Here is a 19,027-nt window from a genome sequence, read left to right as displayed (position 1 = left end):
CTGGAGTTGAGACATGAACGACAAACCCATCGTCATCACCATGGGCGATCCCTCCGGCGTCGGCGCCGAGGTGACCGTCAAGGCCATGGCGAGCCTTTCGGATGCCGAGCGCGCGCGCTATGCGGTGATCGGCGACTTCGACACGCTCGAACGCGCGCGCGACGTCTGCGGCCTGACGCTTGCGCTGCATGCCCATGGCGAGGCGGCACCCGCCGGCTCGCTGGCCGTGGTCCATGTGCCGGTCGCCGATCTGCCGGGCCGCTTCGGCGTACTGTCGCCGGCCTGCGGCGAGGCCTCGTTCCGCTATGTCGACAAGGCCGTGAAGATGATCCAGGCCGGCGAGGCGGTTGGCATGGTCACCGCGCCGATCAACAAGGAGGCGCTCAACGCCGCCGGCCATCACTATGACGGCCACACCGGCATGCTGGCGCACCTGACCGGCTGCAAGAGCTCGTGGATGCTGCTGGCGTCCGAAACGCTGAACGTGATCCACGTCTCCACCCACGTCTCGCTGAAGGACGCGATCGGGCGGGCGACGCCGGAGCGCGTGCTGGAGACGATCCGCACCGGCTACAACCATTTCCGCCGGATGGGCGTGGAAGCCCCGCGCATCGCGGTCGCCGGCATCAATCCCCATTGCGGCGAGAACGGCCTGTTCGGCCGCGAGGACGACGAGCAGATCGTGCCGGGCGTGAAGCAGGCGCAGGCCGAGGGCATCGACGTTTCCGGCCCGATCCCGGCCGACACGGTCTATCACCGCGCCAATCAGGGCGCCTTCGATCTGGTCGTCGCCCAGTACCACGATCAGGGCCACATCCCGATCAAGCTGATCGCCTTCGACACGGCGGTGAACGTCTCGCTGGGGCTTCCCATCGACCGCTCCTCGGTCGATCACGGTACGGCCTTCGACATCGCCGGCACCGGCAAGGCGAACCACACCAACATGCTCTCCGCGCTCTCCTACGCGGGCAAGCTCGCGGCCGGGCGCGGCTGAGGCGATCCTGCCGCCTTCATCCCCACGGCTTTGTCCGGGGGATCCAGAGCGCCTTCCGCCCGGGTTGATTCAATCTGATCGGAATATGCTCTGGCGGCCCATCCTTCGAGACGCCCCGCGCCATCTCCGCCCTGACGCGTCCCGCCACCGCCCGAGACCGGCCCTCGGTCCCCCGACCTATTTCATGCTGAGATCGATCAGCCCGCCGCCGAACAGGCGGTCGCGGGAGTGCTCCAGGTGGGCCTGCATCAGCCGGCTCGCGTCGGCCGGCCGACGCTCGCGGATCGCGGTGAAGATCGCCGCATGTTCCTCCAGAACCTCCTGCAGGCTCTTGGCGCCGTCGCGCATCAGCGTCTGGCCGTGCAGCGTCATGCCGACGTTGACATGATCGCGCAGCGCCCGGAGCGTCGCCTCGAAATACTGGTTGTTGGAGGCCTTCGAGATCGCCAGATGGAAGTCGAAATCGGCATCCTCGCGGTGTTGGTGCGAACCGGTGGCATCGCGCAGCAGTTCCAGCGCTTCCTCGATCTCGGCCAGAACGGGTGGATTGTAACGCTCCGCGGCAAGGCCCGCCGCCTTGGTTTCCAGATTGAGCCGGAATTCGTAGCAGCGCTGGATGTCGGCCAGCGTTTCCACCCGCGCAAATCCGACGGGTGTCGACTGCGGGGCGCGCACGTAGTTGCCGGCGCCCTGACGGGAATAGACCAGCCCCTCCTCGCGCAGGCGTTCCAGCGCCGTGCGCAGCACTGGGCGCGAGACGCCGAATTCCTGCGACAGGGTGTTTTCCGGCGGCAGTTTCTGGTTCGCAAGATAATCGCCGTTCGATATGCGGCTGAACAGTGAGTGATAAACCCGGTCGGCAAGCGACTTGCGTGGTTTCATCGTCGGCCCCTTCAGCGAGCCGGACCGGGAGCGATGCTCCCAGGCGCGTTGTCGATGTCTTTCGCGGTGACGGAAAACCCGCCGAACAGACGAACAAGTGCGTCCGGCTCTCCAAAACCGCCGGACTTTGTTACCACGACGAGCCCGACCGGCCCGTCGAGGGCGCGGGAAACAGGGATTCCAGGCAAGGCTTCTCCCTTCAATTCAAGCAGGCCGACACCCAGCCGGCGAAGAATGGCGGCGGCGGATTCACCGCCACATGCAAAAAGTGTTGCCGGCTTCAGCTCTTCAACGAGGGCGCAGATGTCGCCGGAAAACCGTTTTTCCGCTTCACGCGGCGCAATCGCTTCCTTGCCTTCGGTCAGCCGAACAATGACAAGCGGCTGGACCTCGACCTTGGAAACGGCCCCGTTCGGCGCAATGACAATGGCATCCATATCCAATGCCGCGATCTGTCGCAACGTCACTGGATCGCGCGACCCGATCGCCGCGAGTACCGGAGCGGCAAGAACGGGGCGATGTCGTGCGGGGGGAAGTGGCACCAACTTGCGGGCGATCGCCTCCGCGAGCCCGGCGGCCCCGACAAGCAGCGTTCCTTCCAGATCGTCAGGCAGGATCTTGTCGAAGTCGTCGTCCGAACGGATATCGGGTATGTCGACGGGACGGTTGAGGACGGCCGCGACGTCTATGGGGTCCGTCACACCCGCTCCGGTAACCGCGCCGTCCACGACGAAGCGGTCGAGCCGGGGAATGGCGGGCGCCGCCAGAACCGGGCGGGGCACATTGACACTGAGCACGTCGACTTCAGCGGCGATCGGCCCCTTCAGGCGGCTGTCGACCTTCTTCATCAAGATGCCGGGAAAACGGCCGACAATCTCGCAAACACTGCCAACCACGGCGCCTGCTTCATCGCCCGACATCTCGCGCGAACCGGTGGAGACCGCGAGGACGTCCGGCTCCAGGCCCAGTGCGCCCTCAAGATGTGAAGGATCCAGCGCCACGACGACCCGCATGCCGCGCTCGGCAAATGCCACGGAACTGTCAAGCGCGCCGGTCAGATCGTCGGCGATGATCAGAGCCTTTACCATGTCCAGTGCCGTTTCCCATCGCGACGGCTCCTGCACGCGGATGCATGCGATACCGTGCCCGTGTCGTTTGTAAACTTGTATTTTTATTCCCTGAAATTGGCAAGGACACGCGAAGGAAAGAATAAGTGATTGTATGTACGAGAATATATAAACTTCTGCCGTGTGGCCGCGTCGTACTCTATCTGTGATTGAATGTTCTGTTTCGGACAAATCCTGAGCGCCGCAGCCTCATCCATATCCCGATACGGCAGCGACTGTCGCAGGTTCCGGCGATGCCCGGCTGGCTGCGAAGAGGTTGTCGGGCCAACGCGGCCGACGGGGCCGGCTCTGTCCACCGGTCATCTGGTCAGTGACTGGGGGCCGCAACTGTCGGGTTGCAAGAGGACTTGCCGTCGTTGGCGGTATAGCCGTGCTGCTCGAATGCCCGTATCCGGGCTGAGGCGGACGACGTCTCGATTCCCCCAACGATGGTATGGGGGACACCGGCGGCCTTGACCGCCGCTATTGCCGCCGCCGCCATGCGGTTGTTTTCCGGTGTGCCTGGGTTGATCCGCACCACGTGCCTGCCTTCGCGGGCAAGCCGGATCATCAGTTGCACTGTCGCGCGCCCGTCATTCGCCATGCTGTGTGAAGGCCGTCGATGCAGCGGTATGCGTGCGGCCTCGCGGCGCGCCATCTCGAGGACGTCGTCGGACACGGCGGGATCGAACAGGATCGTATCCGCGGATTGCAGCACACGTACCGCCTTCAGAGTCAGCATCTCCGCATCACCCGGTCCTGCGCCGACGAACGTGATCGAGCCCGCCCGCTGTTCGTCGCAGGCGGTTTGCAGGAGCGCATCGAGGCTCGGTACGGTTTCGTCGCCCGATCCGAAAAGCCGGTCGACGAATTGCTCCCAGAATGCCCGGCGCGTGGCAGTGTCGGGTACGTACGCGACGAGGCGCGTGCGGAATTGCCCGGCGGCCTTGGCCCAGGCGCCGACATGGCGGGGAAGCATGGCCTCGATCCGGCGGCGCAGGGCCTGGCCCAGAATGGGAGCGGCGCCATCGGTCGATATAGAAACGATCACCGGGGACCGGTTGACGATGGAACCGAACTGGAAGTCGCAATAGGCCGGCTTGTCGATGACGTTGACCGGAACGCCGAGCCGCCGGGCCGCCGTCGCGAAGGCTTCGGCCTCCTCGTCGCCTTGTGCATCGGCAACCGCGACGGCGGCCCCGGCGAGATCCTCCGCTTTCCAGCAGTGTGTCTGGAGCTCCAGGGTGCCGGCGACAGGCTCCCTTTGGCAGAGGTCGCGCATCTCGGGTGATGCGTCGACAGCCAGAACGATGACCCGCGCTCCACAGGCGGCGAGTAGCTCCGCCTTCCAGGCTGCGGCGGGACTTCCGCCGGCGACGATCGCGCGCTTGCCGGCAAGTCCCATGAAGACCGGAAGCCTGGCGAGCGGGGCGATACGCCTTGCGGCGCGCACGGAAGACCGCGTCTCAAGGGCCGGTTCACATGGCTTGGGGCAAACGGGCGTCATCGATCAGGCTCCGGATTTCCGAGCGGCAGGATCCGCAATTCGTGCCGGCTTTCAGCACCGCTCCAACTTCGGCGACATTGGTCGCGCGACCGGACGTGATTAGGTCGCAGATCTGGTTGACCCCAATGGAGAAGCAGGAACACACGATGGCGCCGGGATCGGGCATGTCCGCTCCCGGCCGCCCCGCCAGAAGCGCCAATCGGTTGCCCCCGGTCTGTATGTGTTCGATTGCCCAGTTCCTGGAGACCGCAACCGGTTCGCGGTCAATGAAGAGTGCGGCGACGACACGCCCTCCGGCAAAGGCCGCAAATCGGTGGCGGCCGGCCCGTGCGTCACTGAACGAAACGATATCGGTATTGCAGTGATCATTACCCTCCCCCGGCAGCCCCAGAAGACCGCGTGCGCGCGCCTGCCAGTCCTGCGGCGTATCGGTGCCGGCAAGTTCCACACGCCAGCCCACTTCCGTTTTCGCAAGTGCCCAGTAGTCCGCCTCGATCTTGGCAGGCTTGTCTGAAACGATCGCAAAGCCGTGCCACGCCGCCTCGAAGGGCCGAATGGATACGGCGGCGGATTTCGTCTCCGGCTGGCCGGAAACGGGATCCGTATGGCCGGTCACGAGCGCGTTTATCCTCGCATTTGCCGCCCATTGGCCGGCCCAGTGAAACGGTACGAAGACGGCGCCTGGCCTGGCCGCGTTTGAAACCAGCGCGCGCACGACCGCTGCACCATACCGGTTTGCGACCCGTACCAGCGAAGCCGGACGGATATCGAAATACTCTGCGTCCTTCGGGTGGATTTCGATGAAGGGCTCCGCGATGTGGCGCGACAGACGCGGCGACTTCGCCGTCCGGGTCATGGTGTGCCAGTGATCGCGGATCCGGCCGGTATTGAGCACGAGCGGGAAGGCGTCGTTTGGCGTCGATGCCGATTGTTTCGGTGGTGTCGCGATGAAGCGCGCCCGGCGCCGGGGCGTGTAAAATCCCCCTTGCGCGAAAAAGCGCGTAGGCGCCCCGTCGGACCTTCCTGCGGGACGGGGCCACTGGAAGGGCTCCAGCGTCGCATAGGCGTCATTCGTGATGTCGGCGCAGGCGCCGATGTCGAAATCGCGCGTGCCGTCGTTCTTCTCGGTCGACAGTCGGGCATGTTCACGAAAGATATCGGCCGGCCCGGCATAATCGAAAGCTTCCTCGAAGCCCATGGCATGGGCCACGTCGCGGATGATGCGCCAATCGGGCCGCGCCTCTCCCGCCGGAGCCAGAAAGGCGCGCTGGCGCGAAATCTGGCGGGCGGAATTCGTCACCGTGCCGTCCTTCTCTCCCCATCCTGCGGCCGGCAGCAACACGTCGGCAACCTGCGTGGTGTCCGTATCGTGCATGACGTCGGAGACGACCACGAAGGGACACGCCTCCAGCGCCCTGCGCACGAGGTCGGCCTCCGGCAGGCTGTCGACGGGGTTCGTCCCCATGATCCAGATCGCCCTGATCCGGCCGTCCGCGACCGCGCGAAACATGTCCACCGCCTTCAGCCCCGGCTTGTCCGCGATGACGGGCGCCCGCCAGACCGATTGCACGATCGCGCGGTGGGCCGGGTTCTCGAGCTCCATGTGGCAGGCAAGCTGGTTCGCCAGTCCCCCGACCTCGCGCCCGCCCATGGCATTGGGCTGGCCGGTCACCGAGAACGGCCCCATGCCCGGTCGACCGATCCGGCCGGTCGCCAGGTGACAGTTGAGGATGGCGTTCACCTTGTCGGAGCCCGACGTGGACTGGTTGACCCCTTGCGAATAGACGGTGACCACGCGCTCGGTACGCGCGAAGAGGTCGTAGAACCGCCGAAGCGCGGGCGCATCGAGGCCGGTTAGCGCGCATGCACCCTCAAGACCGGTTTCATGCGCCTGCTCCAGCGCAGCCTCGAACCCCTCCGTATGTGCCGCGATATAGTCCTGGTCGAGAGCGCCGGCGTCATGGAGATGGGCGAGAAGTCCATTGAAGAGCGCAACGTCGGATCCCGGCGCCAGCGGCAGATGCAGATCGGCGAAGGTGGCGGTAGCCGTCCGGCGCGGATCGATGACGACGATGGCAAGGTTCGCCCGGGCGTCGCGTGCCGCCATGAGCCGCTGGAACAGGACAGGATGGCACCAGGCCGTGTTGGAGCCGACGAGGACGACGAGATCCGCCTCCTCCAGATCCTCGTAGCAGCCGGGAACGGTGTCTGTGCCGAAGGCGCGCGTGTGGCCGGCGACGGACGAGGCCATGCAAAGCCGCGAATTCGTGTCAATGTTGGCCGTGCCAATGAAGCCCTTCATCAGCTTGTTGGCGATCGCGTAGTCCTCGGTCAGAATCTGGCCGGAGACATAGAAGGCGACCGCATCCGGTCCGTGTTCGGCGATGGTGCGCGAAAAGGTGTCCGCGACGGCGCGTGTCGCCTCGTCCCAGCTCACGCGCTTGCCCGCGATTTCGGGATGCAGCAGCCGGCCGTCGAGATCGAGCGTTTCGCCAAGCGCCGTCCCCTTGGAACAGAGTCGGCCGCGATTGGCCGGATGCGCCGGGTCGCCGGTGATCGCCACCGTGCCGTCTGCGGTAGCATTCGCCAGCACGCCGCAGCCCACGCCACAATAGGGGCAGGTGGTGCGCACTGTCGTCCCTGTTACCGTTTGGGTCATGGCCGGCCTTCCGCCGCTGTCAGCGTCACCTTCATCAGGCTCTCCCGCGAGCGTGTTCTCTGCTCCCCGCCGCACAAGCCGGCGGGGAGATGCGCTGTCTGGTCCGTCCGCTCTATTCGGCGGCGGCCATCACGCCCGACTTCTCGGAGACGATCGGTGTGCGCTTGGGTGACGTCTTGTAATGGGTGGCGTAAATCATCGCGCCGACGAAGGTCAGCCCGCCGACGAGATTGCCGAGTACGGTGGGGATCTCGTTCCACAGAAGGTAGTCGAGCCAGGTGAACTGGCCACCGAGCATGATGCCGGAGGGAAACAGGAACATGTTCACCACCGAGTGCTCGAAGCCCATGTAGAAAAACACCAGGATCGGCATCCACATGGCGATGACCTTGCCGGAAACGCTATTCGACATCATCGCCGAGACCACCCCGGTGGAGACCATCCAGTTGCACATGACGGCGCGGATGAAGAGGGTCAGCATGCCGGGCAGGCCGTGCGCGGCATAGCCAATGGTGCGGCCTTCGCCGATGTGGCCGATCTTCTGACCGACGGCATTCGGGGCTTCGGAAAAACCGAAGGTGAAGATGATCGCCATGAAGACCGCGACGGTCATGGCACCGGCGAAGTTTCCGACGAACACCAGCCCCCAGTTGCGCAGGATGCCCCCTACCGTCACGCCCGGCCGCCTGTCGATGAGGGCCAGCGGGCACAGCGTGAAGACGCCCGTCAGAAGATCGAAGCCCATCAGGTAGATCATGCAGAAGCCGACCGGAAACAGGATCGCGCCGATCAGAAACTCGCCGGTCTGCACCGCGATGGTGACGGCGAAAGCGGCCGCCAGCGCCAGGATGGCTCCGGCCATGTAGGCGCGGATCAGAGTGTCCTTGGTGGACATGAAGATCTTGGATTCACCCGCATCGATCATCTGCGTGGCGAAGTCCTTGGGCGTGACATAAGACATGCTTCGGTCCTTTCCCCCGTGACGGGGCCTAAACGGCGGCGAGATTGGTGGAGAGATCGAGGTAGATGTCCTGTCCGTCGAGCCGGACGCGGAAGGCGGGCGTCTCCCCTTCATCGGCACCTTGGGCCATGCCGGTTTCAAGCGAGATCACCCAATTGTGCAGGGGACAGGTGACGCAATCGCCATGCACGATCCCCTGGCTGAGCGGCCCGTTCTTGTGCGGGCATTTGTCTTCGAGCGCGAAGACGCGGTCGTCCGCGTTGCGGAAAACCGCGATGGTCATCGCGCCGGCGCGCACCTTGCGGGAGCCCTGGCGCGGAATGTCGTCAAGGACGCCGATCCGCGTCCAGTTGGCGATATCGGCGTTCATTCGGCAGCCTCCGTCAGTTCGATCGTCGCCATCGGCTTGAACTCATGTTTGTCCTTGCCGGAGACGCGCTCCGACCACGGGTCGACCTGGGCGAATTTCTGGGAGAAGACGAAACGATCGAAATACGCCTCGCGGCGCTCCGCATCGTCCATGATCCGGGTGCGGATCTCGTCGAGGCCGATGCGTTTGGCCCACTTGTAGATGCGCTCCAGATAGTGACCCTGCTCGCGGTACATCTGGACGAGCGCGACGACATGTTCGAGCACCGCGTCCTCGCTGGCGACATGGCCGAGAATCTCCGTGCCCTTGATGTCGAGGCCGGCCGCGCCCGCGAAATGGATCTCGTAGCCGCTGTCCACGCAGATGACGCCGACATCCTTGCAGGTCGCCTCCGCGCAATTGCGAGGGCAGCCCGAAACCGCGAGCTTGACCTTTGCCGGCGTCCACGAGCCCCACATGAATTTCTCCAGCCGGATACCGAGACCGGTGGAATCCTGTGTGCCGAAGCGGCACCAGTCCGTGCCGACGCAGGTCTTCACCGTGCGCAGCCCCTTGGCATAGGCCTGCCCCGAAACGAAGCCGGCCTTGCCCAGATCGGCCCACACGGCGGGAAGGTCTTCCTTCTTCACCCCCAGCATGTCGATGCGCTGGCCGCCGGTGCACTTCACGGCCGGGATGTCGAACTTCTCGACCACGTCGGCGATGGCTCTCAACTCCTTGGCCGAGGTCATGCCGCCCCACATGCGCGGGACGACGGAATAGGTGCCGTCCTTCTGGATGTTGGCGTGAACGCGTTCGTTGATGAAACGGGACTGGTAGTCGTCGGCGTAGTCCTGCGGCCAGTCGCACACCAGATAGTAGTTGAGTGCCGGTCGGCACCTGGCGCATCCCCCGGACGACTTCCAGCCAAGCTCCTGCATCACGGCCGGAATGGATTTCAGCTCCTTGGATCTGATGAGCCGGCGCACCTCGTCGTGGCCGAGATAGGTGCAGCCGCACATCGGCGTTATCGCGGCCGGGTTGTAGGCATCGCCGAGCGTTAGCGACAGGAGCTGTTCGACAAGTCCGGTGCATGTGCCGCACGAGGCGGACGCCTTGGTGTGGGCGCGCACGCCGTCGACGCTCGTTAGTCCCTTGTCGGTGATCGCGGCGGTGATCTTGCCCTTGCAGACGCCGTTGCAGCCGCAGATCTCCGCATCATCCGGCAAGGCTGCAACGGCCGCCGTAGGGTCGAGCGGCGATCCTCCGGCATAGGCAGGGCCGAAGATCAGCGTCTCGCGCATCTCGGTCACCGGCTGCTGCTTTTTCATCAGGTCGAAGAACCACGCGCCATCGGCGGTATCTCCATAGAGAACCGCGCCGATCACCCTGTCGTCGCTGAGCACGAGGCGTTTGTAGATGCCGGCGGCGGCATCGCGGAAGACGATCTCGTCGCGGCCGTCACCCTCGGCGAAATCGCCCACCGAATAGAGGTTGATGCCCGTGACCTTCAGTTTTGTCGGCGTGGCCACGTCGGCGAAACCCGGGCCCGGGTTGGCGGAAAGCTCGCCGGCCAGAACCTCCGCCATCTGGTAGAGCGGCGCCACGAGCCCGTAGACCTGGCCGTCCACTTCCGCGCATTCGCCGAGTGAATAGATATGAGGATCGGAGGTCCTCATTCGGTCGTCGACGACGATGCCGCGGTTGATCTTAAGCCCCGCCTCCCTGGCGATCGAGGTGTTCGGGCGGATGCCGACCGCCATCACCACGAGCGAAGCGGGGATGACGGTTCCGTCCTCCAGCTCCACGCCCTCGACCTTTTCCGCCCCGACGATCTGTTTCGTGTTCGCCTTGGTGACGACCTTGATGCCCCGGCTCTCCAGCTCCTTCTGCAGCAGATAGCCGGCTGAGGGATCGAGCTGGCGTTCCATCAGCGTCGGCATGAGGTGGAGAACGGTCACGTCCATGCCACGCTGCTTCAGCCCCGCCGCCGCCTCGAGCCCCAGAAGGCCGCCACCGATGACGACCGCCCTGCCGCGCGACTGGCAGGCCAGCAGCATGGCGTCGACATCGTCGAGATCGCGATAGGTCAGCACGCCCGGCAGGTCCTTGCCCGGGATCGGGATGATGAACGGCGCGGAACCTATCGCGATGACGAGCTTGTCGTAGGAGGCGACTTCGCCGACATGCGAACGCACCGTCTTCGCCTTTACGTCGATTTCAGAGATGCGGTGGCCCTTGTAGAGCATGACGCCGCGCTCGGCGTACCAGCCGTCGCCATGGATGACGATGTCATCGAAGGTCTTCTCCCCCGACAGCACCGGCGAGAGCATGATGCGGTCGTAGTTGACCCGGGGCTCGGCGTTGAAGATGGTGATGTCATATCGCTCGGGTGCCTGTTCGAACAGATGTTCCAGCATGCGGCCCGGCGCCATGCCATTGCCGATGATGACCAGTTTCTCGCGTTGCACGTTGTGGTCCATGACGGGCTCCAGTGGTGCCATTGCCAATGCTATTCCGCGGCTTCGACAGCGCGCTGGCGGGTGGTGCGTTTTTGCTGGATCGAGGCGATCTGTTCGGGCGTCGGATTGGCCCCGCCCTCATAGGCTTCCAGGAATTCCAGCAGCTCCTCGCGGTAGGCGTAGTAGTCGGCGTGTTCGAGCAGGTCCTTGCGGGTGCGCGGACGCGGCAGGTTCACCTCCATGATGTTTCCGACACGGGCATTCGGGCCGTTCGACATCATCACCACGCGGTCGGCGAGCAGGATTGCCTCGTCGACATCGTGGGTGACGCAGATCGCAGTGACCTGCGTGCGTTGCCAGACCTCCATCAGCACGTCCTGCAGCTCCCAGCGCGTCAGGCTGTCGAGCATGCCGAAGGGCTCGTCGAGCAGCAGCAGCTTGGGACTGAGCGCGAAGGCGCGGGCGATGCCGACGCGCTGCTTCATGCCGTTCGACAGCTCGACCGCCGCCTTGTCCATCGCGTCGCCCAGTCCCACGCGCGCGAGGTAGTATTCGACGATGTCGTTGCGCTCCGTCCTGGAGGCATGCGGAAACACCCGGTCGACGCCGAGCCCAACATTGTCGCGCGCCGAAAGCCATGGCATCAGCGATGGCGCCTGGAAGACGACGGCCCGGTCGGGCCCCGCCCGGTCGATCTCTCGCCCGTCGAGCACGATGCCACCGTCCGAAATCTCGTTGAGACCTGCGATCATGGAGAGCACCGTGGATTTTCCGCAGCCGGAGTGGCCGATCAGCGAGACGAACTCGCCCTGGCGCATCTTCAGCTCGAACCCATCCACAACGGTGAGCGGGCCCTTCGGTGTCGGGTAGACCTTGGAGACATCATAGAATTCGACGTAGCGCTCCTCGATCGGCGACTTTGCCGCCGCCGCCCATGCGGCCGGTGGACCCTGCCTGCGCCGGATCGGCACGACATCGGGCAGCACGGCATCGTTTTCCTGCAAGGCGGCGCTGTTGGCGCCCACCTGCATCAGGTAGCGGGTGATCTCGCCGCGAAGCTGCTTGAAGGCCGGATCGCGATTGACGGCGCCGCGATCACGTGGACGCGGCAGGTCCACCTTGAACTCCTGTCCGAGCGTCGCGCCTTCCCCGGGGAGGGTGGACGGATCGAGCGGAATGATGCGGTCGGCGAGCAGGATCGCCTCGTCGACATCGTTGGTGATCAGGATCACGGTCTTCTTGTCCGCCTCCCAGATCCGTTCGATCTCGTCCTGGAGCTTGGCGCGCGTCAGCGCATCGAGCGCTGACAGGGGTTCGTCGAGCAGCAGCATCTGCGGACTCATGGCAAGGGCACGGGCGACCGCCACGCGCTGGCGCATGCCGCCGGAAAGCTCCGCCGGCCGGCGTTCGCTGGCGTGGGACAGACCGACCATGTCGATGACGCCGGCAACGCGCGCGCGCCGTTGCGTCTTCTTCTCGCGCCTGAAAACCTGATCGACGGCGAGAGCGACGTTGCCGGCGACCGTCAGCCACGGCAGCAGCGAATAGTTCTGGAAGACAACGCCCCGCTCCGGCGCCGGGCCCATGACGGGCTTGTCGCGAAACACGATCTCACCCTCGTCCGGCGCGATCAGCCCCGCGATTGCCGAGATCAGCGTCGTCTTGCCGGTGCCGGAAAAGCCGAGGATGGCGACGAACTCGCCCTCTTCCACCGCAAGGTTGACGTCCCTGAGGACGACATTGCGGTTGGTGTCGGACCCATAGGCCTTCGACAGTCCGTTGATCTTGAGAAGCGGCATAATCATCCTCCCGCCGGTCCCTACCGGTTCGCCTGGTAGGTGAAGGCGGCCTGCAGCGCGTACATCAACCGGTCGAGCAGGAACCCGATGATGCCGATGGTCAGGACCGCGACGATGATGCGGGCGAGCGAATCCGACGACCCGTTCTGGAACTCGTCCCAGACGAACTTTCCCAGCCCCGGGTTCTGCGCCAGCATCTCCGCCGCGATCAGCACCATCCAGCCCACCCCCAGAGACAGCCGCAGCCCGGTGAAGATCAGCGGCAGGGCGGAGGGAAGGATGAGTTTGGTCAGCGTCCGGGTCGTGGGCAGCTGCAGAACGCGGCCGACATTCATCAGGTCCTTGTCGATCGAGGCGACACCCAGTGCGGTATTGATCAGCGTCGGCCACAGCGAGCACAGCGTGACGGTGACGGCGGAGACGATCAGCGACTTCGGCAGCGTGTCGGTGGGGTCGAGATAGACCGCCGAGACCACCATGGTGACGATCGGCAGCCAGGCGAGCGGTGAGACCGGCTTGAAGATCTGGATGAGGGGATTGACCGCCCCGGCAAACCCCTTTGAAAGACCGCTGAGAACGCCCAGCGGTACCGCGATCACGGTGGCGATCACGAAGCCGAGCAGCACCGTCTTCAGACTGGTCAGGATCTGGTCGAGATAGGTCGGCTTGCCGGTGTAATCGCGCCACTTGATCCGGTCGGTCTTGCCGGCGGCGGCCAGCTTGTCGTTGCGCACCTTCTGCCGTTCGTGGAAGGCGTCGGCCTTCTCGCGTTCGGCCAGATGGTCCTCATAAAGGTTGACCGCCTGTCCCCATACCGCGACCGGCCCCGGAATGGCGCCGAGCGAGGTCTGGACCATCGGGGCGAATGTCGCCCACAGGGCCAGAAAGGCCAGAATGCCGATGAGCGGCATGACCAGCTGTTGCCACAGCGCACGGCCTTGCGCCTTCGGGCTGTCGCCCGCCGCCATCTTCGCCAGAGGCGCCAGCCATCCGAGCCCGAACACGTCGAGCGTGCCGGACACCCGGTTGATGCGGGAAAGCCATCGTTCGCGGCGTATTCGCTTGCGGACCGCAAGCACATCATCGGCGGCGTCATCGAATGTCGTCGTCATGATCCCATTTCCGTTTGCGCGGGAAGGAAGCGGCGCGCTGAAGCGCGGCGCGGCGCGTCAGCCGCCGACCACGTCGGTGCCGTCGATCGTCTGCTCGCCCTTGAGGCCGATCGGGAAGGATTTCAGGTAGTCGTTGGGCTTGCGACCGTCATAGGTGACGTTGTCGATGAACTCGGTCTGCGGCGCGCGGTAACCGTCGCTCTCCCAGGGGAACTCGTCATCCTTGACCAGCCCTTCCTCGACCAGCATCTTCGCGGCCTTGAGGTAGATGTCCGGCCGGTAGACCTTGGCGGCCGTGTCGGCGTACCAGGCGTCGTCCCTGGGCTGCGCGATCTGGCCCCAACGCCGCATCTGGGTCAGGTACCAAACGGCGTCCGAATAGTAGGGATAGGTGGCGTAGTAGCGGTAGAAGACGTTGAAATCGGGAACGTCGCGCTTGTCGCCCTTCTCGTATTCGAAGGTGCCGGTCATCGAATTGGCGATGACTTCGGCGTCCGCACCGACATATTCGGACCGCGACAGGATTTCGACAGCTTCGGCGCGGTTGGCGTTGTCGTTCTCGTCGAGCCAGCGTGCGGCGCGGATCAGCGCCTTGGTCAGAGCCAGAGTGGTGTTGGGATATTTCTCGGCGAATTCGGCCGTGATGCCGAAGACCTTCTCCGGATTGTTCTTCCAGATCTCGTAGTCGGTGATCACCGGCACGCCGATACCCTTGAAGACGGCCTGCTGGTTCCACGGCTCGCCGACGCAGTAACCGGAGATGGTGCCGGCCTCCAGCGTCGATGGCATCTGCGGTGGCGGCGTCACGGAGAGCAGCGCATCGGCCTGGATCTGGCCGGAAATGTCGGTCGTCGAATAGTAGCCCGGGTTGATGCCACCGGCCGCCAGCCAGTAGCGCAACTCGTAATTGTGGGTCGAGACCGGAAACACCATGCCCATGTTGAAGGGCTTGCCCTGGTCCTTGAACGACTTGATGACCGGTTTCAGCGCATCGGCCTTGATCGGGTGCACCGGCCTGCCGTCGGCGCCCATTTGAAGATGCGGCTTCATCATCGCCCAGACCTCGTTGGAGACGGTGATGCCGTTGCCGTTCAGGTCCATGGAGAACGGGGTGATGATATGCGCCTTGGTGCCGAAGCCGATGGTGGCCGCGAGCGGCTGACCGGCCAGCATGTGCGCTCCGTCGAGCTCGCCGGTGATCACTCGGTCGAGCAGGACCTTCCAGTTCGCCTGCGGCTCCAGCGTCACGTAGAGGCCTTCATCCTCGAAGAAGTGCTTTTCGTAGGCGATCGCCAGCGGTGCCATGTCGGTGAGCTTGATGAAGCCGAATTTCAGCTCGTCCTTTTCCACGTCGAGCATTTCAGCGCGCGCCGGCGTTGCGCCGGCAAACGGGCCCAGCGCCGCAGCACCTGCCGCCAGCGTTCCCGTCATCAGCGCCAGAGCGCCGCGCCGCGAAACGCATTTCCAGGTATCGTCCTTGTTGGCCGTCATGATCCCCTCTCCCTTGATCCACGAGAGCCCATCGGGCCGGTGAGGCCAGGCGGGCGGTCGCAAGCACAAAAAAAGCCGCTGCCGGCACAGGCTTCTCAGTGGAAAGCCTGTCCGGTCAGCGGCGTTGCTGATGCCCTTCGATGGGCGAATATCTGTCGGCGACCGCCCCTGGCCGCGTTCTCCGTCTACATTCAGATATCGTGCCAGTTAACGAAGCGATATAGATATGTATTAAATATCAACGTGTTATCGGAATATTAGGCAATCCTCCGAGAGGCACCTCGCAGGTTCGCCTGCACCGGATCTGTGCAAACCCTTGCGTCAGTCTGCACATCCGCTGCGCAACGGGCAGCCCCCAACCAGCCCTCGTGTCAGCCTTCCGGGTCGATTTCCAGCGATCCGTTGCGGGAATTGATCTCGAAGCTGTCGATATAAGCCTCCACACGATCCGGATCGAAGGTCCGGCCGTCGAAGAACCCGTCGGGCCCAAGTGTCAGGGCTCTCTTTCCCGCCGCGACAGCCTCGCTGCGTGTGAGTGCGCCCTCCACTTTCGAGGATGCAGCTGGCAGCGCCGCTCCGGTGCCGGCAAGTGCCGCGCGATAGAGATCGGGACGATAGACGCCCGCAGTCGTCGCCAGATTGTCCGCAGTGAGCGTCGTCTGCCCCCAGCGCACCATCTGGCTGAAGAACCAGAGCGCATGCGAACGCCACGGAAAAGTGGCCGCATGGCGGTGGAAATTCTGGAAATCGGGGATCGCGATCGGGTCTGCGCCGGGCGCCAGGACCATCCGCCCCGAAAGCGCGCGCATGATGATCCTTGCCGGTTCCCCGACATGGCGCGGCTGGGCGAGCAGGTGTGCCAGTTCCTCGTGATTGGCCGGATCGTCCGCCCACTGGCCGGCGTGATAGAGCGCGCGGATGAGGGCGGCGAGCCGGCCCGCATTGGCGTCTGCCCAATCCCTGCGGCAGCCGAGCACCTTGCCCGGGCTCTGTCGCCAGATCTCCGATTTGGTCGCAACGATGCGGCCGGTTCCCGCTTCCACCGCCATGGAGTTCCACGGCTCGCCGACACAAAAACCGTCAATGTGGCCGGCGGATATCGCATCGGCCATCAGCGGCGGCGGAATGACGACGAGACGCACGTCGCGGTCGGGATGGATGCCGGCGGCCGCCAGCCAGTAGCGCAATTCGTAATTGTGGCTGGAGACCGGATAGACCATCGCGAAAACCAGCGGGGCCGACGACGCACGCTTGCGAACGACCCGAGCCAACGCCGCTCCGTTGGACGCGGGGGCCGCGCCGAGCCCCGCTCGTTCCTGCTCCATGGATTCAAACAGTGGTGCGGAAACGGTGATGGCGTTGCCGCCGAGGCCCAGAGCACACGGGGCGATCATCGGCACCGTCAGATGGCCGATGCCGAGGCTGCGGGCAATCGGCATGCCGGCCAGCATATGCGCCACCTCGAAATGGCCGAAAACAACCTTGTCGCGAATGGTCGCCCATGAACTTTCGCGCACGAGCTGAAGCGTCAGTCCCTCGTTTTCGGCAAATCCCTTGCAGGCGGCAACGACCAGTGGCGCGCAGTCGACGAGTGGCATGAAGCCGGCGCGCACGACGGTCCGTTCTTCGGTCTTGGTATTGTCGGCCATCGCATTGTCGCTCTGGCTTGGATGATCGTTCAGCACCGTTTCGCCCCCATTTCTCCGCCTGCGCCTCAACCGAACAGCTTCGATGCGGTGACGACGCTTTCCGCGATTTCCGCAAGTCGCCGGTTTTCGTTCATCGCCGTCTTGCGCAGTGCCGCATAGGCTTCCGGTTCGCTCATTCCGCGATGCTTCATGAGGATGCCTTTCGCCCGCTCGATGATCTTGCGATCGGCCAGTTCCGATTTGGCCGCGTCGAGTTCGTCGCGTAGCCGCGAAAAGGCGTTGAAGCGGCTGATCGCCATGTCGACGATCGCCTTCACCCGCTCCTTCTTCAGGCCGTCCACCACATAGGCGGAGACGCCGGCATCGACGGCCGCCTCGATGGTGGCGGTTTCCGACTGGTCGACGAACATCGCGACCGGGCGCGAAACCACCCGCGAAACCTGGAACATCTGCTCCAGAACATCGCGCGAGGGGTTTTCGAGATCGATGATGACGACGTCGGGATTGGCGGTGACGATCCGCTTGAGAAGGTTGGCCGAGCCTTCGAGCACCGTCACGTCGACGATGCCCGCCGCGTTGAGGCCATCCACAAGAATGGCTGCCCGGACATGATTTTCGTCGATGACAAGAACACGGATCGGCGGTTGCGACATGCCGATACTATTCAGCGCTTGATGCTGCATTGCAATAATTTTCCAACCGCCACGTTACGTTGCAACTTCCGCAGCGCAAAAGCCGTCTCAGGTGCAACAAAAACCGATTACGCGACACCCTGTCGCGCGCGCCGTCTGCGTTGGGCCGCCGTTGCCCTGGCCGACGATCAGCCCTTCCGGCGGTTCGTTCGGGTCAAGCGTTGCCGGACTTTGGCGCAATGTTGTCCTGTCCCAAGGCAAGGCACCGTTCTCGGTTCGCAGTTCATTCCATAATCAAAATCAATACATATCCAAAATAATAATATTATACGAGATTCCCATAATGACCTATACGAAAATCACAAAGAGACACAAGAAATGCCGCGTGGAGAAATATTTACTTCACAAAATCACACGATAAATGGGCAGGTATTTCAGTAATAGCTTCCATAAGTATGTGTGGAAACGGCAAATGTATTATCGAATTAAGAAACCGGAATCTCGAAAGAGGAAACTCGATAATGAAACTTGCGACATTTGAAGTTGACGGTGAAGAGCTCGTTGGTGCCCTCGAGGGTGAAGAGCTCGTGGTTATCGATATCCCGTCCATGCGCGCCCTGTTCGAGCTCGGAACGCCGGTCCAGGAAAAGGCGCAGGAGCGAAAGACATCGCGTCGCTACGCGCTCGCGGACGTCAAGCTCAAGGCCCCGATCATCCCGAAGAAGATCTATCACACCGCCGGCAACTACGCCGAACACGCCCAGGAGGGTGATCGCTCGAACTGGGTCGCCGAGATCAAGCCGTGGATCGTCTTCTTCCAGAATGTCGACGCCATCATCGGGCCGGATGATGCGATCGTCTATCCCGAGCACCTGACCAAGGAACTCGACTACGAACTGGAACTGTGCGCCATCATCGCCAAGCCCGGCAAGTTCATCAGTGAGGAAGACGCGAAGGACTATATCGGCGGCTACGTTATCTTCAACGACATCACCGCGCGCGACATCCAGCGCCGGGAAATGCAGTCGTCGAACTTCGTTTTCTCCAAGTCGATTGACACGTTCTGCCCGTTCGGTCCTTGGATCGTGACCGCCGACGAGATTCCCGATCCCTACAATCTGGCGCTCGAACTGCGGGTGAACGGCGAGAAGCGTCAGGTATCCAATTCCAGCCACATGTCGGTGACGCTCCCGCAGCTCATCGCCAAGTTCTCGCCCACCGGTTATTCGGCCGGCGACATCCTGACCACCGGCACGGTGTCGGGCGTGGCTGCCTTCAGCGCGGATCCGCAGGCCTGGTACCTGAAGCCCGGCGACAAGATCGAAGCCGAAATCGAGAAGATCGGCGTTCTGCGCAATCACGTCGTGTCCTGGAAAGACGCCTACGGCGTGGACGCCCCCGAATTCGAAGGCTTCTGAGAGGTT

Annotated in this window: 14 protein-coding genes; 2 read left to right on the top strand and 12 right to left on the bottom strand. The window is 63.8% G+C overall.

Annotated features, from left to right (window positions below; genetic code table 11):
• Positions 1-13: 13 nt before the first annotated feature.
• Positions 14-994 (top strand): 4-hydroxythreonine-4-phosphate dehydrogenase PdxA, encoded by a 981-nt coding sequence (gene pdxA / locus C8N35_RS06195; protein ID WP_107988668.1) that lies wholly within the window; start codon positions 14-16, stop codon positions 992-994.
• Positions 995-1,171: 177 nt separating this feature from the next.
• On the opposite strand, the gene C8N35_RS06190 is transcribed toward pdxA, so the two are convergent.
• The 12 genes from C8N35_RS06190 to C8N35_RS06135 all read right to left on the bottom strand — a co-directional run bounded on the left by C8N35_RS06190 (position 1,172) and on the right by C8N35_RS06135 (position 17,654).
• Complete coding sequence (locus tag C8N35_RS06190; protein ID WP_107988667.1) at positions 1,172-1,876, bottom strand: FadR/GntR family transcriptional regulator; 705 nt, start codon at positions 1,874-1,876, stop codon at positions 1,172-1,174.
• A gap of 11 nt (positions 1,877-1,887) precedes the next feature.
• Positions 1,888-2,964 carry a four-carbon acid sugar kinase family protein gene (locus C8N35_RS06185; RefSeq protein ID WP_210203395.1) on the bottom strand — a complete coding sequence of 359 codons (1,077 nt, stop codon included), beginning with the start codon at positions 2,962-2,964 and terminating at the stop codon, positions 1,888-1,890.
• Positions 2,965-3,310: 346 nt separating this feature from the next.
• Positions 3,311-4,489, bottom strand: coding sequence for an NAD(P)-dependent oxidoreductase (locus C8N35_RS06180; RefSeq protein WP_107988666.1), 1,179 nt, complete (start codon positions 4,487-4,489; stop codon positions 3,311-3,313).
• The gene (locus C8N35_RS06175; RefSeq protein ID WP_107988665.1) at positions 4,461-7,148 is read right to left on the bottom strand and encodes a nitrate reductase; all 2,688 of its coding nucleotides are present in this window, start codon (positions 7,146-7,148) and stop codon (positions 4,461-4,463) included. Before C8N35_RS06175 ends, C8N35_RS06180 begins: the two co-directional genes overlap by 29 nt.
• Before the next feature lie 112 nt (positions 7,149-7,260).
• Positions 7,261-8,109, bottom strand: a complete 849-nt coding sequence (locus C8N35_RS06170; protein WP_107988664.1) for a formate/nitrite transporter family protein — start codon at positions 8,107-8,109, stop codon at positions 7,261-7,263.
• Between the two features lie 28 nt (positions 8,110-8,137).
• Positions 8,138-8,479, bottom strand: a complete 342-nt coding sequence (nirD, locus tag C8N35_RS06165; protein WP_107988663.1) for a nitrite reductase small subunit NirD — start codon at positions 8,477-8,479, stop codon at positions 8,138-8,140.
• Positions 8,476-10,941: a nitrite reductase large subunit NirB gene (gene nirB / locus C8N35_RS06160; RefSeq protein ID WP_107988662.1), complete on the bottom strand. Its 2,466-nt coding sequence runs from the start codon at positions 10,939-10,941 to the stop codon at positions 8,476-8,478. The genes nirD and nirB overlap by 4 nt, the downstream gene beginning before the upstream one ends.
• A gap of 29 nt (positions 10,942-10,970) precedes the next feature.
• Positions 10,971-12,719 (bottom strand): ABC transporter ATP-binding protein, encoded by a 1,749-nt coding sequence (locus C8N35_RS06155; RefSeq protein WP_107988661.1) that lies wholly within the window; start codon positions 12,717-12,719, stop codon positions 10,971-10,973.
• Positions 12,720-12,739: 20 nt separating this feature from the next.
• Complete coding sequence (locus C8N35_RS06150; RefSeq protein WP_107988660.1) at positions 12,740-13,831, bottom strand: ABC transporter permease; 1,092 nt, start codon at positions 13,829-13,831, stop codon at positions 12,740-12,742.
• A 57-nt stretch (positions 13,832-13,888) separates the two neighbouring features.
• Positions 13,889-15,322, bottom strand: coding sequence for a CmpA/NrtA family ABC transporter substrate-binding protein (locus tag C8N35_RS06145; RefSeq protein WP_428977088.1), 1,434 nt, complete (start codon positions 15,320-15,322; stop codon positions 13,889-13,891).
• Positions 15,323-15,693: 371 nt separating this feature from the next.
• A complete protein-coding gene (locus tag C8N35_RS06140; RefSeq protein WP_342753481.1) occupies positions 15,694-17,007 on the bottom strand; it encodes a CmpA/NrtA family ABC transporter substrate-binding protein in 1,314 nt (437 codons plus the stop codon).
• Between the two features lie 29 nt (positions 17,008-17,036).
• Positions 17,037-17,654, bottom strand: a complete 618-nt coding sequence (locus C8N35_RS06135; RefSeq protein ID WP_245926675.1) for an ANTAR domain-containing response regulator — start codon at positions 17,652-17,654, stop codon at positions 17,037-17,039.
• A 470-nt stretch (positions 17,655-18,124) separates the two neighbouring features.
• Between C8N35_RS06135 and C8N35_RS06130 the strand changes: the two genes are divergently transcribed.
• Positions 18,125-19,021 (top strand): fumarylacetoacetate hydrolase family protein, encoded by an 897-nt coding sequence (locus C8N35_RS06130; protein ID WP_107988659.1) that lies wholly within the window; start codon positions 18,125-18,127, stop codon positions 19,019-19,021.
• Positions 19,022-19,027 lie beyond the last annotated feature (6 nt).

This window comes from Breoghania corrubedonensis, assembly GCF_003053845.1.
Taxonomy (GTDB): Bacteria; Pseudomonadota; Alphaproteobacteria; order Rhizobiales; family Stappiaceae; genus Breoghania; species Breoghania corrubedonensis.
Note: the sequence above shows the minus strand (reverse complement) of the source record. Positions and strands in the feature narration are given on the sequence as shown.

Coding starts and splice junctions, on each gene's coding strand:
- pdxA (WP_107988668.1), top strand. CDS start 14: ATGAACGACAAACCCATCGTCATCACCATGGGCGATCCCTCCGGCGTC.
- C8N35_RS06190 (WP_107988667.1), bottom strand. CDS start 1,876: ATGAAACCACGCAAGTCGCTTGCCGACCGGGTTTATCACTCACTGTTC.
- C8N35_RS06185 (WP_210203395.1), bottom strand. CDS start 2,964: ATGGTAAAGGCTCTGATCATCGCCGACGATCTGACCGGCGCGCTTGAC.
- C8N35_RS06180 (WP_107988666.1), bottom strand. CDS start 4,489: ATGACGCCCGTTTGCCCCAAGCCATGTGAACCGGCCCTTGAGACGCGG.
- C8N35_RS06175 (WP_107988665.1), bottom strand. CDS start 7,148: ATGACCCAAACGGTAACAGGGACGACAGTGCGCACCACCTGCCCCTAT.
- C8N35_RS06170 (WP_107988664.1), bottom strand. CDS start 8,109: ATGTCTTATGTCACGCCCAAGGACTTCGCCACGCAGATGATCGATGCG.
- nirD (WP_107988663.1), bottom strand. CDS start 8,479: ATGAACGCCGATATCGCCAACTGGACGCGGATCGGCGTCCTTGACGAC.
- nirB (WP_107988662.1), bottom strand. CDS start 10,941: ATGGACCACAACGTGCAACGCGAGAAACTGGTCATCATCGGCAATGGC.
- C8N35_RS06155 (WP_107988661.1), bottom strand. CDS start 12,719: ATGCCGCTTCTCAAGATCAACGGACTGTCGAAGGCCTATGGGTCCGAC.
- C8N35_RS06150 (WP_107988660.1), bottom strand. CDS start 13,831: ATGACGACGACATTCGATGACGCCGCCGATGATGTGCTTGCGGTCCGC.
- C8N35_RS06145 (WP_428977088.1), bottom strand. CDS start 15,322: ATGACGGCCAACAAGGACGATACCTGGAAATGCGTTTCGCGGCGCGGC.
- C8N35_RS06135 (WP_245926675.1), bottom strand. CDS start 17,654: ATGCAGCATCAAGCGCTGAATAGTATCGGCATGTCGCAACCGCCGATC.
- C8N35_RS06130 (WP_107988659.1), top strand. CDS start 18,125: ATGAAACTTGCGACATTTGAAGTTGACGGTGAAGAGCTCGTTGGTGCC.